A 12,389-nucleotide genomic window follows, 5' to 3' on the forward strand; every position below is an offset into this window, starting at 1 on the left:
GTCGACCTGAAGGACATCGATGGCACGTCCGCCCCTGTCGATCGCGGCGGTGAGCAGCCCCGCATCACCGACCTGAAGCCCGGTGACACCGCCACCTTCAGTATTTCGTACGAGGTCGACTTCAGTGGCGACAGCCTCGCGTCCCCGACCAACATCATCGTGACGCCGCCGAACGAGACCCACAGCGTGTCCCTGAAGTGGCCCGCGGATGCGCTGAAGCTGGCCGGCCCGTACGACGACAAGATCCAGATCCACCCCGTCGGCATAGCCAACTGAGGACCGCGAACTCGGCCCTGTGCTGGTGAAGCTCCGGCCGACGGTCCGCGTGCGGCGGCCGCCGGCGCTTCACCGCCTCGTGACGGCGAAGCCAAGTCCGACGACCAGAACTGCGGCGGCCGTCCCGCTGACTACCAGGGGATCGGCGAGACGCCATCGCCTCGCGGGAAGAGCTACTACGAGTTCAGGCGCAGGCGTAGGCGGCATGCCTCCTCCATCTTGGAGCGCAGTAGCGCAGCGGGGACTGCCTTGATGCCTCGCTCGCGTACCCACCGGTTGTAGATCAGCAGCAGCTGTTCGGAGCCGTCGAGGAAGCCGTCCTCACGTGCTGGGATCGCCTTGCGCCGGGCGATGGTTTCCTGGGCCGGGTGGCCGGTCATGCGGTGTGCCGCGGTCCGGTAGGTGCCATTGCTGTGGTGGTGGACGGAGCGGTCGAAAGCGTCGGAGTCGGGGATGTCGCCTTCCTCGATGGCCTCGGCGCGAGCGCTCATCAATTCGGCGGCGAATGCGCCGACGTAGACCAACTCCAGTTCGGTCGAGCCCAGGTCCATGCCGCGCACGCTGGGATTGACCCCGTCTCCACCGAGCCGTTCGAGGTAATAGGCCAGATAGGCGCGCTCGGCGTCGTAGAGGACGGCGAAGGACTCCGGGTCAGCGGCCAGGCCGTACAGGACGTGCTTGAGCGGACCCGGGCCGCTCCCCTCGTAGTAGAAAAATGGCGTGGGCTTCTCGGGGACGCGCGTAGGCGGCCAGCCAGCTACCGCCTTCCGAGTAGGCCGCCTCCTCGCTGAGCACGGCGGGGCGGCCGTCGGCATCAGAGCCCCTGCCGCTGGAAAGGTCCCGGTTGGTGTCGACCATGTACGCGGCGAGCATGCGGGCGAGGTACGGCTCCAGGCCGTCAGGAATCTGGCGGTCGAACTCCTCGCCGAGCGCCAGAACTGCCGCGTGAGCGACACGAGCCATCGCCAGGCTGTGCGGTCGCCGCCCATCAACCGTGGCCGCAACCAGCGCACGCCCTGCGGACCCGCATATCCACAGCTCAGAAGCCTACTCAGCCATATCCGCCCGATTTTCGGCGAGTAATACGGCGACCCCGACTGGGTTTGCCTGCGCCCCAACTGCGGGTGCCCAAGTCAACTTACGATCACTCGAAAGGCATTCCCAACGTGGGCCCGACGCTCTCGCCGATCGTTCAGCGCTGACTCAGACGGACTGAAAAGGTTGGAATATCAGCTGAGTGCTTGAATCTCGGTCGCTAGCCTCTCCTGGCTATCCGCCCACGACGCCAATAGGGCTAGACCGTCCGCGGTCGCCGTGCCAGCGGGCGCGGTGTAGACGTTCAGGAGCAGGCCGGGTTCGGCAGGCATCTCCATCGACTCGACGTCCAGGTCGAGCTGGCCCACTACCGGATGGTGCACACGCTTGCGTCCGGACCGGTGGAGCCGAACGTCCTGAGATGCCCACCGCTGCCGAAATAGTTCACTGCGTGTTGATAGTTCACCGACTAGGGCGATCAGCTCCTCGTCGTGCGGATTGCGGCCGGCTTCCATGCGTAGCTTCGCGGCCACATCGCAGGCGATTCGGTCATAGTCGACGAAGAACGTTTTTGCCGCCTCGGGATCTAGATACACGAACCGCGCGGTGTTCGCCGGCCGTCGCGTGTCGGCCAGCACCGGTGAATACAGCGCGCGGGCAAGTTGATTCATGGCCAGCACGTCATAACGGCCGTTGCAAATCCAAGCCGGCGCATCGGTGATGGCATCGAGCACCTGCTGAAGCGCCGGACGCACCGTCACGGCGGGTCGCCGACGGCGTGGGCCGCTGGGCGCCCTCGACTGCCGCGCAAGGTGGAATAGGTGATCGCGCTCGGCCTCGTCAAGTTGCAAGGCAGAGGCCAACGCGTCGAGCACCCCGTCGGAGGCGCCGGTGAGGCTGCCGCGCTCCATACGCACGTAGTAGTCGACCGATACCCCTGCTAGTAGAGCTACCTCTTCGCGACGCAGACCTTTGACCCGGCGGTTGCCGCCGTAGGCGGGCAGTCCGGCCCGCTCGGGCGCGATCCGCGCGCGACGCGAGCTCAGGAACTCCTTGATCTCAGTGCGCAGATCGATCGTGGCCACCCCTTCACCATAGGCCCTGTCCGCAGGCGAAGGGAGGTTCTGCTGGTACCCCGACGGCTACGCACCCCCTCACACGCGGCATGCGCCCAGCGTCGTAGCAGGAAAAGGCCCGCGTCGACACCTGGATACCCGAAGCAGTCGTGGCAATGCCACCGTCGACCGGGATAATGGCGCCCGTCAGGTAGGACCCGGCCCGACTGGCGAGGAACACGGCGATACCCGCCATGTCGTCGTCGCGGCCAAGCCGGCGTAGAGGGGCCGACCCCGCGATCGCGTAGTTGATCATGCCTTCGAGCTGGGCGTGGTGTTTGCCGAGGCCATCTGCGGGGCGACCGCGGCGCGGGTGCCGGCCAGCCATGCGGCGGCCAGCATGGACAGGGTGGTGTGGGCGTACCAGGCCCGGTAGTCGCGGACCTGGTACTTGTCCAGCCCGGCCTCGCCTTTGGCCTGCTGAAAGCACTCCTCGATGGCCCAGCGTGATCCGGCGATCCAGGCCAGGTTCGACAAGGTGGCTCGTCGGGGCCCGAAGCAGATGTAGTAGGCGATCTCGCCGCTCGAGGTGGACCGTCGGGCGAGCAGCCAGTGCCCCCGGCCCGGCGCCCAGCAGATGCGGATCGGGACCCGGGCCCAGGCGTACTCCCGCGGGCCATGGGAGCCCGCACCCACCGAGAGCCGCCGCCACGACCGCGCCGGGAGCTCGGCGATGACCTCGTCCGCGCGCCGGGTGCCGACGTCGGTCGTGATGATGTCGTCGTCGCGGCGGGTGGCCAGTACGTGGAACAGGTCCTGGGTCTCGAACCAGACTCGCAGGTATTTGACCTGCCCCGTAGGCCTCGTCCGCGGTCACCCACCGGCACGGCACCCCCGCGGCGAGGGCGCGTTCGATCATCGCCCGGGCCTGCTGGGGTTTGGTCGCGAACTCGACGTCGTCGTCGATTCCCGCTGCCCGGCGCCAGCCGCGGTCGTCGGTCCACGACTTCGGTAGGTAGAGCTCCCGGTCGATCAGCGCGTGACCGCGTGCTGAGCGGTAGGCCAGGGAAGTGCCGATCTGGCAGTTCTCCACCCGACCGGCCGTGCCGGAGTACTGGCGCTGCACGCCGCCGACCTGTTGCCCTTCTTGAGGAAGCCGGTGTCGTCGACGATCAGCACCCCGCCCGGGGCACCGAGCCGCTCGACCATATGGGCGCGGACGTCGTCGCGGACACCGGCGATGTCCCAGTCCGCGCGACGCAGCAGCCGCTGCATCCCGTCCGGGGAGACCTCCCCGGCCTGCTCAGCCAGGATCCATCCGTTCGACCGCGGCAACCCCGCCACCAGCCCGGAGACGTACTCCCGCACCCGGCGCCGCGGCTCAGCCCGCCCGAACCGGCCCGCCACCCGCCCCACCAGGGCCTCCAACTCCGAGGCCACCACATCCAGCACCACAACCCAAGATCATGCACCATCAGCACTACCCAAGTGCCGTTGCAGTACTAAGGGAGGTACTGCGGGTACCCCGACGACTGCGTTGAGACCCGACTTGGAGGTGTTCACGGGGGCCCGTCGGCCGCTGGCAAAGCCTCGCGCCGACGCCTAGGTACCTGTTGCGGTCGAGGCGATGCCGCCGTCGACCGGGATGATGGTGCCCGTGAGGTAGGACGCGGCCCGGCTAGCGAGGAACACGGCGATGCCTGCCATGTCGTCGTCGCGGCCGAGCCGGCGCAGAGGGGCCTTCGCCGCGATCTTGTCGCCGACGGCATCGAGCGTGGACGCCATCATCTGCGACGGGAACGGTCCTGGGGCTACCGCGTTCACCGTGACTCGCTGTGGGCCCAGTTCTCTGGCAAGCACTCGGGTGAGTTGATGGAGTGCCGCTTTGCTGCTGGCGTACGAGTAGTTGGGCGACTCGGCGACGTGGATGGCGGCGATACTGCCGATGTTGATGATCCGCGCGGGATCATCGGCGGTGCCCGCCCTGCGAAGTGCGGGGAGCAGCGCCTGCACCAGCCAGAACGGCGACTTGAGGTTGAGGTCGATCACTGCGTCCCAGGCCTCGTCCGGGAACGTCTCCAGCGGCTCGCGCCACATCGCTCCCGCGTTGTTGACGAGGATGTCCAGGCGTTCCGAGTCGACCTTGACAAGATCAGCGAGGCGCTGACACTCGTCGTGCCTGGACAGGTCGGCGGGGATTGCTTGAACGTCGCCGAATTCGGACAGTAGATGCTGTGCCTCCGCGCACGTGTCTGCCTTGCGTGAGCTGATAACGACGCGGGCGCCCGCCTGCAGAAGGCCGCGCGCTATCATCATCCCAATTCCCCTGGTGCCGCCAGTGACAAGTGCGTACTTCCCACTCAGATCGAAAAGGTCTGCGTGAGTGGTGAACTGGTTGTCCGCCATTGGTCTTCGTCCCTTCTGCCGTGGAAGCATGTGCTGACACGGTCGCGCGTCCGGTGCAGCTGAATTGAACTGATGGGGGGTAAAGCTGCAGTGCGTGTCCATGGAGTGTTGTCGGCGCTTTCGTTCAGGGCGCCTGGGACGGGTTCTCGGGCGGCCGCCGTGCGCGCCTCCCGGGGATCCATTACTTCTCGTCTGTGTAGCTGGGAGCCGGCTCAGACAGGTTGACAGGCGTCCTGGACGTCTGGGAGACCCTGGTGATCCAGGTACTGTGAGAGCCCCCCTTGCCTGGTGCGCTGGCTCACGCTGCAACAATCCCCTCCTGCACAGTCATTTTCTTGATTACTTTGATCTGTATTGCGACCCTGCGCTTGCCGAGAGTGTCATCCGCCCTGATCGGATGCCTGCACCTGGACTGGCGGCCGTCGGCCTCGTCTCTCGAGTCGGTGCTCTCGCGCAGCCGGTAGTCGACGCGTCATGATGATCGACCGTGCTGCTGCGACTGGCCTACCTGGGAGTGACCAACGCGTTCGCGCTGCTGCGTCTGTTGCCGATGAGCGACCGGGACAAGGATGCGGAGATCCTGGCCCTCCGCCATCAGATCACAGTGCTTGAACGCCAACTCGGTGGTGCCCGAGTACGGTTCACCCCGGGCGACCGGGCGTTCCTGGCGGCGCTGCTGCACCGGATACCGTTGCCGGCTCTGCGGCGGGTGCGGCTGCTCATGCGTCCTGACACGGTGCTGCGCTGGCACCGCGACCTCGCCAGGCGCCGTCATACCGCCCTATCGCGGCCCAAGCGACCCGGTCGCCCTCGCACCGAGCGCTCCATCCGGATTCTGGTACTGCGGCTGACGAGGGAGAATCCAAGCTGGGGCTACAGGCGCCTTCATGGCGAGCTGCTCGTGCTGGGAGTGAAGGTGGCCGCCTCGACCGTCTGGAAGATCCTGAAGGATGCCGGCGTCGATCCGGCGCCCGGCCGGAGCTCCAGCACGTGGGCCGGCTTCCTGCGCTCCCAAGCCGACGCCCTCCTGGCCTATGACTTCTTTGAGACGGTCACCCTGTCCGGCGCGCGGATGTACGTACGCGCGGTGATCGAACACAGCAGTCGCCGCATCCGGATCCTGGGCGCCACCGCACACCCGACCACATCCCGGGTAACACAAGCGGCGAAGAACCTGGTCATGGATCTCGAAGACGTCGGCTGCCGGGCACGATTCATGATCCGGGACAGGGACGGGAAGTTCCCCGCCCTGTTCGACGCCGTCCTCAAGGACACGGGGATCGAAATTGTCCTCACCGGAATCCAGATGCCGAGAATGAACTCAATCATGGAGAGGTGGGTGCAGACCTACAGACACGAGCTCCTGGACCGGACCCTGATCTGGAACCAGCGCCACCTCCTCCACACCCTACGAGAGTTCGAGGCGTTCTGCAACTCCCATCGATCGCACCAGGGCATCGCGAACGCCCGACCGCTACACCCACTCCCCACACCAATCAACGATCCCGACAAGCTAAGCCGCCTCGGCATACGGCGCCACGACCGCCTTGGCGGCATCCTCCACGAATAGAGACATGCCGCGTGACCTGAACGGATGAGTATTCGGCAAACGCAGGGCCATCAGGTCGGTCATGGCCAGCTGGATCATGGCTTCGGAGCGGGCTGGCAGGGTTTCGTATCGTTCAGCGCAGGCCCTTCCAGGCCGGGGAGTGTCCTGTCCAACCAGCGGACGGTCTCGTCCCTGCTCGTGCTGACCGACACCGAGGTCGCCCGCTGACGGACGATCTTGTCGACAGACAGCCGTCCACGGCCAGCGCAAGCACACGAGCAGCGCCCCACACCAGCCCCGCTACCAGCAACTTCAAGTTAAACAACGCTCCATGATCTGGGGGCGCAGGGCGAGTATCTCGGCAGTCTTGTCTCGATCGCCCATCGGTAGCAGGCACAGCGTGGCGAACGCATTCGATACACCACGCGCACCGCCTCCCACCTGGGCGGATGACAGTTTCGGCAAGCGCAACGCCGGGGTAGGTGATACTGGTCAACGCGTGAAGCCTCTCGGTACCCGGAACCTGTTCTTCGCAGACCTGTTCCTACCAGAGGTTTTTCTCGCGTATCTGATGACGGGTCAATCACGTCTGATGTCCCTAGTCGGGAAGATCTCGGATCTGCCGGACGGGCGGCATATTCTGAGCCCCGTTCGCACTATCTGGGAGAGTCATGACAAGTAGATTCACCGAGTTGACCGTTGACTGCCACGATCCGGAGAGGCTCGCGGCCTTCTGGTGCGAGGTCCTGGACTTCAAGGTGATCGACCGGAGCGAGGGCAAGGTCGAGATCGGCTCCTGGGTGCCGACCGTCGAGGATGTTCGGGCCCGCCAGATGCCGCCCACGCTGCTGTTCATCCAGGTACCCGAGGGCAAAACCGTGAAGAACCGGCTTCACCTCGACGTCAGCCCGATCGACGGCAGCACCGAGGACGAGGTGACCAGATTGCTCGGCCTCGGCGCCACCAAGACGGATGTGGGCCAGGGTCCAGACCGAAACTGGGTGGTCATGGCAGACCCCGAGGGCAACGAGTTCGACGTCCTACGCACCCTGGCACCGCAGAACTAAAGCGTGTTGCAGAAGGCTGCGATCTGGGCATTTCCCTTGTATGCGCGGGGTGTTGAGGGCTGATCCGTTGTGGGTGGAGACGCTCACGGGCCTGCGGATGCGGAAGATCGAAGGCTTGTTACGGGTGGTGTGGGAGCGGGATGGCAACGGTCCTGGCGGCGGGCGGCCGTGGTGCCTGCCGCTGGCGGATCGGGTGCTGCTGGTGGCGGTCTACTACCGCACCAACTTGACCATGCGGCAGCTCGCGCCGCTGTTCGCTGTCTCGCCGGCGACGGTGTGCCGGGGCATCCAGCGGCTGCGTCCCCTCCTCGCCCTCGAGCCGGCTTCCCGACCCGCCGATATCGCGGATCGGTGGTGGATCGTGGACGGCACCCTCATCCCGGTGCGCGACCGGCAGGTCGGTGCCTCGAGCCGCAACTGTCGTTTCTCGGCAAATGTGCAGGTCATCATCGATGCCGACACCAGGCTGGTCATGGCCACGACCAGGCCGCCCCCAGGCAACCGGGCCGACGCCCAGGTCTGGCGGAATTCCGGTCTTGCCCAGCACTGCGAGGGCGTCACGGTGCTGGGCGACGGCGCCTATATCAACACCGGACTCGTTGTCCCGCACCGAAAACGGCCCGGTCGGCCACTCCTGCGGGTGAGGAGGAAGACAATGCGGAGCATCGTCGGGTTCGTGCCCGCGTCGAGCATGCCTTCGCCCGGATGAAGACCTACAAGATCCTGCGTGACTGCCGCCAGCGCGGCGACGGCCTCCACCATGCCGTCAGGCCGTCGCCTACATGCACAACCTCGCCTTGACAGCGTGATCAGAACAGCAGAAACCCGGGCCCGACCTTGCCCCTGCCGGAAACCTCATCCGTGCAGGTCAAGCCGCATGTCGATACTCGTGGAGGATGCCGCCGAGGCGATCGTGTCGACTGGATGGCGCTGAGGACGACTTCCATCCCTGCGTCCTTGAGGACGGCATCGAACAGGTCGGGGAACTTCCCATCACGATCCCGGATCATGAACCGTGCCCGGCAGCCGAGGTCTTCGAGGTCCATAACGAGGTTCCTCGCCGCTTGCGCTACCCAGGTTGCGGTCGGATGCGCGGTGGCGCCCAGGACGCGGATCCGGCGACTGCCGTGTTCGATCACCACGAGCACGTGCATCCGTACCCCCGACAGGGTGACTGTTTCCATGAAGTCGCAGGCCAGCAGAGCATCAGCTTGGCTGCGAAGGAAGCTGGCCCAGGTACTGGAGTTCCGCTCGGGCGCCGGGTCGATGCCGGCCTCCTTCAGGATCTCCCAGACGGTGGACGCGCCCACTTTCACCCCCAGCACGAGCAGCTCACCGTGCAGGCGCCGGTACCCCCAGCCCGGGTTCTCCGTCGCCAGCCGCAGCACCAGGACACGGACCGAGCGCACCGTCCGTGGCCGTCCCGGGCGTTTGGGCCGGCAGGAGGTGGCATGGCGACGTGCGACGAGGCTGCGGTGCCAACGCAGTACCGTGTCGGGGCGTACGAGCAGCCGTAGCCGTCGCAGGACGTGCAGGGGCAGCCGGTGCAGCAGCGCTGCCAGGTACGCCCGATCGCTGGGCGTGAACCGGAGCTTTTCCTTGCCGAGTTGGCGTTCCAGCACGGTGATCTGGTGGCGCAAGGCGAGGATCTCCGCCTCCTTGTCCCGGTCGGTCATCGGCAGCAGGCGCAGCATCGCGAACGCGTTCGACACACCCAGGTAAGCCAGTCGGAGCAGCACGATCGATCATCATGACGTGTGAACCACCGACTACGCGAGAGCGCCTACTCGAGCGACGAGGCCGACGACCGCCAGTCCCGATACAGCCCTCCGACCAGGGCGGATGACATTCTCGGCAAGCACAAGGCCACGCTCGCCCACCAGCTCTACGACGCACGCGAGAAGACCGTCCAGCAGATTGCCGCCTCTTCGGGCCGGACCGACCGGGAATGGGCGCTGGGGAAGGATGGCGGTAGCGATCACGAAGGCGGCGGCGTCCGGCTGACGATCGACACCGAGACGGACACCTACGCGCAGGCAATGGCCGCTGCCGAGGCGGCCTACGGACTGCCCGTCACCCCGGCTGGCTGGCCGGACGCCCCTACCGCAGATCTCCGCCCCGACCCGCAGGACCTGGGCAGTGACGACCTTGCGGATGGCTGGAGCGACCAGACGCTCTTCCAGATGATCGCCCGCGCTGATGCACGGGGCGCGGGCGGTGCTGCGCCGGATCACCGAACTGGGCGGCACCGCCTCATACGACGATGTCCAGCAGCACTTCGCCAACGATCCGACCGAGCCGGTCCCGCCAGCAAAGATCGGCGGGCCCCTGACGAGTATCAAGGCCGTGCAGCGCCGCGTCAGCCCGGCTCCACCACATCGACCGAACCCTGACGGAGGGACTCACCCGGGCCTTCGTCCTGGCCGATGCCCGCCCCGACCTGCTGCGCGGCGAAGGAACCACACGAGTCACCTGACGCGGCCGCGCCACCGGTAGAACAGTGTTTCGCCCGGCCCCGCACCCAGCTGAATCGGCACACCGGGCCGCCAGGTCACCACCGACCCCGTGCCTCGACGGACGATCCGCAGCAGCCGCTGTCCCTCGTCACTGTCGATCTCCCGCACCCGTTCCCCCATTCAGATGCCTTCGATCTCCGTCAGCGGTGACCGGTGTTGATGACGCAGAAGCGGTTGCCCTCGGGATCAGCGAGCACGACGAAGTCGGCGTCGTCAGGATAAAGACCCCATTCGACGCGCTGGGCCCCCAAGGACACCAGCCGCTCGACTTCGACGGCCTGGTCGGCCGCGTCCCCGGCATACAGGTCCAGATGGATCCGCGGATGCTCCTGGACCGGTGTCTCGCTGAGACCGAGCGCCAGCTGCACCCCGGCCCCTTTCGCCGGCACCAGCACCACCCAGTCGTCTTCCATCTCCTCGCGCGGGACGTATCCCAGTGCCTCCATCCAGAACACGGCCGCACGCAGCACATCCGAGACACCCAGCACAACGGAACCAACTCTCAGCATGCGCCGATTCTGACGGACACCAGCGAGCCGACGACACCGACTAGGCCCCCAACGACAGGGAGAACGTTGCCTAATTCCTTGTCAAGGGTGCCACGAGGAGCTGTGAGCCTTGCGGTGCTGTTCCCAGCCACGGCGTGTCAGGCGTCGCCGGGTCTGGCTCGCGTGGTGGAGCCGGTGGTGGCGAGCAGGATGAGTGCGGCGGCCTGCAGGACGGCGACCACGATGATCAGTGCGGGGACCGAGACGGTGTACAGGGCGCCGGTCAGGGTGCCGCCGGCCAGGCTCGCCACGCCGAGGACGCCCGCAAAGATGCCGTAGGCGGTCGCTCGTCGCCCGGCGGGGACCAGGTCGGCGACGGTGGCCCGCAGCGTGGACTCCTGCATCCCCAGGGCCGCACCCCACAGCAGGGAGCCCGCGACGGCGGCGGGGAGCGTGTGGGCGAAGGCCAGGGTGGGAACGGCGGCGGTCAGCAGTGGCAGCACGGCCAGGGTGCGGGCGCCGGTCCGGTCGTAGAGCCAGCCGGTGGCCAGCGCGGCGAGCCCGGCGGTGAGCATGGCCCCCGCGTACAACACGGGTACGGCATCGGGAGCCAGGAGGCGCCGGGTGACCAGGTGGTAGGAGAGAACACCGAAGGTGGCCAGCCCCGTGGTGGTCACGCCCGTGAACGCGGCGTAGGTCCAGAAGGCGCGCGGCAGCCGGGCGCCCCTCACCGGTGGCCCGGTGGCCGGTTCGCCGTCGTTCTCGTAGGCGTCGAGAGGATCGGGCACACGCGCGCGCAGCCACAGCAGCAGAAGCACGGCGGCGATCCCCGGTGCGGCGAGCACGGCGAGAGCGGGGGCGTAGTCATTGCCGGTGACGGCGAGGATCCCGGCAACGACGAGGGGACCGATGACGGCGCCCGTCTGGTCGAGGGCCTCGTGGACGCCGAAGCCCCGGCCCCGGCCGGTGGCGGCGGTGGCATGGGAGAGCAGGGTGTCCTTGGCCGGAGACCGCACGGCTTTGCCCGTGCGCTCGGCGATCACCAGCACGCACGCGGCCCACAGCACGCCGGCCGTACCGAGCAGGGGCACGGTGACGGCGGTGAGGGCGTAGCCGGTGACGGTCAGGGTCCAGAAGCGGCCGGTGCGGTCGGCCAGCGGCCCGAAGATCAGCCGCAGGCCCAGCGCGGCGGCCTCCCCGGCGCCGGTGACGACGCCGACCACGGTGGCGGAGGCGCCGAGGGAGGCGAGCAGGGGCCCGGTGATGGAGCGGGCACCTTCGTAGACGACGTCCGCCAGCAGGCTCACGATGCCGAAGGTCACGACGAACGGCCACGGCCGCAGCCCGGCCGCCCCGCCTGCCGAGGCCGGGCGGCTCATGTCCACAAGGCCTGGCGAAGGGCGGCCCCGGCCATCGCGCCTATGATCACCAGCAGCCAGCTCACACCCGACGTCCCTTCGGCACCAGCCGGTACGTCCGCGACCGCCCGCGCCGGACAGCCGCCGAGTCACCAGCCTACCGGCCTCCCGCCCCGGCCCAACGGGGTCACAGAGCAGGACGAGTCACACGCTCCTTGATCCTCAGATGGCTTCCGGATCGCTGACGACATGACCAGGCCCCCGCGGGTGTATCCCCGCGGCGGCCTGTGCGCCGCCCATGACCAATCCGGGCGTCCGGTGCGCGACTGAAGCTTCCCCTTGATCGTGGACACCTGGAGACTGGGACGGGGTTCCAGAGGAAGTAGTGCCAGGTGGGTAGTCAGTACTCGAAGCGGTATTCGGAGGAGTTCAAGCGGGACGCGATCGCGTTGGCCCGTTCCTCCAGCAAGACGATCACGGAGGTCGCGCGGGATCTGGGGGTGAGCCCGGAAAGCCTGCGCGGCTGGGTCAAGCGTGACCGGATCGACCTCGATGCCGTCGCGCTGAAACTCAATACCCGCCCCCGCAAGACCCTCGGCTATTTCACTCCCGCTGATAAACTCGCGGGCACCGTTGCAC

The 12,389-nt window shown here is 67.2% G+C and carries 15 protein-coding genes and 3 pseudogenes; 7 read left to right on the forward strand and 11 right to left on the reverse strand.

The window, feature by feature from the left end; all coding sequences use genetic code 11:
* On the forward strand, window positions 1-276 hold a 276-nt coding region (locus ACWDSL_RS47550; RefSeq protein WP_450495242.1), incomplete at its 5' end, for a DUF4232 domain-containing protein.
* 176 nt (window positions 277-452) lie between these two features.
* Here ACWDSL_RS47550 and ACWDSL_RS47555 read toward each other — a convergent pair.
* The 7 genes and pseudogenes from ACWDSL_RS47555 to ACWDSL_RS47585 all read right to left on the reverse strand — a co-directional run bounded on the left by ACWDSL_RS47555 (window position 453) and on the right by ACWDSL_RS47585 (window position 4,772).
* Window positions 453-1,091, reverse strand: coding sequence for a hypothetical protein (locus ACWDSL_RS47555; protein ID WP_450495244.1), 639 nt, complete (start codon window positions 1,089-1,091; stop codon window positions 453-455).
* A gap of 414 nt (window positions 1,092-1,505) precedes the next feature.
* Window positions 1,506-2,396, reverse strand: coding sequence for a helix-turn-helix transcriptional regulator (locus ACWDSL_RS47560; protein WP_450495245.1), 891 nt, complete (start codon window positions 2,394-2,396; stop codon window positions 1,506-1,508).
* 4 nt (window positions 2,397-2,400) lie between these two features.
* On the reverse strand, window positions 2,401-2,754 hold the full coding sequence (locus ACWDSL_RS47565; protein WP_450495263.1) for an SDR family oxidoreductase: 354 nt from the start codon (window positions 2,752-2,754) through the stop codon (window positions 2,401-2,403).
* Window positions 2,679-3,062 carry a hypothetical protein gene (locus ACWDSL_RS47570; protein WP_450495265.1) on the reverse strand — a complete coding sequence of 128 codons (384 nt, stop codon included), beginning with the start codon at window positions 3,060-3,062 and terminating at the stop codon, window positions 2,679-2,681. The genes ACWDSL_RS47565 and ACWDSL_RS47570 overlap by 76 nt, the downstream gene beginning before the upstream one ends.
* A gap of 91 nt (window positions 3,063-3,153) precedes the next feature.
* A pseudogene (locus ACWDSL_RS47575) lies at window positions 3,154-3,492 on the reverse strand (transposase); the annotation flags it as partial.
* The gene (locus tag ACWDSL_RS47580; RefSeq protein WP_450495247.1) at window positions 3,399-3,821 is read right to left on the reverse strand and encodes a transposase; all 423 of its coding nucleotides are present in this window, start codon (window positions 3,819-3,821) and stop codon (window positions 3,399-3,401) included. The gene ACWDSL_RS47580 and the pseudogene ACWDSL_RS47575, both read right to left, overlap by 94 nt.
* 147 nt (window positions 3,822-3,968) lie before the next feature.
* The gene (locus ACWDSL_RS47585) at window positions 3,969-4,772 is read right to left on the reverse strand and encodes an SDR family oxidoreductase (protein ID WP_450495249.1); all 804 of its coding nucleotides are present in this window, start codon (window positions 4,770-4,772) and stop codon (window positions 3,969-3,971) included.
* 487 nt (window positions 4,773-5,259) lie between these two features.
* On the opposite strand from ACWDSL_RS47585, the gene ACWDSL_RS47590 reads away from it, so the two are divergent.
* From ACWDSL_RS47590 to ACWDSL_RS47605, 4 genes and pseudogenes are all read left to right on the forward strand, one after another.
* Window positions 5,260-6,342, forward strand: a complete 1,083-nt coding sequence (locus ACWDSL_RS47590; RefSeq protein ID WP_450495251.1) for a helix-turn-helix domain-containing protein — start codon at window positions 5,260-5,262, stop codon at window positions 6,340-6,342.
* 24 nt (window positions 6,343-6,366) lie between these two features.
* A complete protein-coding gene (locus ACWDSL_RS47595) occupies window positions 6,367-6,549 on the forward strand; it encodes a hypothetical protein (protein ID WP_450495252.1) in 183 nt (60 codons plus the stop codon).
* Between the two features lie 443 nt (window positions 6,550-6,992).
* Entirely contained in the window at window positions 6,993-7,388 is a 396-nt protein-coding gene (locus ACWDSL_RS47600) for a VOC family protein (RefSeq protein ID WP_450495254.1), read from the forward strand.
* A 40-nt stretch (window positions 7,389-7,428) separates the two neighbouring features.
* Window positions 7,429-8,197 (forward strand): annotated as a pseudogene (locus tag ACWDSL_RS47605) (transposase family protein).
* On the opposite strand, the gene ACWDSL_RS47610 reads toward ACWDSL_RS47605, so the two are convergent.
* Entirely contained in the window at window positions 8,198-9,127 is a 930-nt protein-coding gene (locus tag ACWDSL_RS47610; RefSeq protein ID WP_450495256.1) for an integrase, read from the reverse strand.
* Between the two features lie 18 nt (window positions 9,128-9,145).
* Between ACWDSL_RS47610 and ACWDSL_RS47615 the strand changes: the two genes are divergently transcribed.
* Window positions 9,146-9,781, forward strand: a complete 636-nt coding sequence (locus ACWDSL_RS47615) for a hypothetical protein (RefSeq protein WP_450495257.1) — start codon at window positions 9,146-9,148, stop codon at window positions 9,779-9,781.
* Window positions 9,782-9,904: 123 nt separating this feature from the next.
* Here the strand turns inward: ACWDSL_RS47615 and ACWDSL_RS47620 are convergent.
* The 3 genes and pseudogenes from ACWDSL_RS47620 to ACWDSL_RS47630 all read right to left on the reverse strand — a co-directional run.
* Window positions 9,905-10,024: pseudogene (locus ACWDSL_RS47620) on the reverse strand (helix-turn-helix domain-containing protein); the annotation flags it as partial.
* Between the two features lie 20 nt (window positions 10,025-10,044).
* Window positions 10,045-10,413: a VOC family protein gene (locus tag ACWDSL_RS47625; protein WP_450495258.1), complete on the reverse strand. Its 369-nt coding sequence runs from the start codon at window positions 10,411-10,413 to the stop codon at window positions 10,045-10,047.
* Window positions 10,414-10,550: 137 nt separating this feature from the next.
* Entirely contained in the window at window positions 10,551-11,771 is a 1,221-nt protein-coding gene (locus ACWDSL_RS47630) for an MFS transporter (RefSeq protein ID WP_450495260.1), read from the reverse strand.
* Window positions 11,772-12,142: 371 nt separating this feature from the next.
* On the opposite strand from ACWDSL_RS47630, the gene ACWDSL_RS47635 reads away from it, so the two are divergent.
* Window positions 12,143-12,389 (forward strand): transposase (locus tag ACWDSL_RS47635; RefSeq protein WP_450495261.1); only part of this gene is annotated, 247 nt, incomplete at its 3' end.

This window comes from Streptomyces sp. NPDC000941, assembly GCF_053599555.1.

Excerpts from the sequence above, each read along its gene's own strand:
- ACWDSL_RS47555 (WP_450495244.1), bottom strand. The coding sequence starts at position 1,091 with ATGCCGACGGCCGCCCCGCCGTGCTCAGCGAGGAGGCGGCCTACTCGG.
- ACWDSL_RS47630 (WP_450495260.1), bottom strand. The coding sequence starts at position 11,771 with ATGAGCCGCCCGGCCTCGGCAGGCGGGGCGGCCGGGCTGCGGCCGTGG.
- ACWDSL_RS47585 (WP_450495249.1), bottom strand. The coding sequence starts at position 4,772 with ATGGCGGACAACCAGTTCACCACTCACGCAGACCTTTTCGATCTGAGT.
- ACWDSL_RS47595 (WP_450495252.1), top strand. The coding sequence starts at position 6,367 with ATGAGTATTCGGCAAACGCAGGGCCATCAGGTCGGTCATGGCCAGCTG.
- ACWDSL_RS47565 (WP_450495263.1), bottom strand. The coding sequence starts at position 2,754 with ATGGCTGGCCGGCACCCGCGCCGCGGTCGCCCCGCAGATGGCCTCGGC.
- ACWDSL_RS47600 (WP_450495254.1), top strand. The coding sequence starts at position 6,993 with ATGACAAGTAGATTCACCGAGTTGACCGTTGACTGCCACGATCCGGAG.
- ACWDSL_RS47625 (WP_450495258.1), bottom strand. The coding sequence starts at position 10,413 with ATGCTGAGAGTTGGTTCCGTTGTGCTGGGTGTCTCGGATGTGCTGCGT.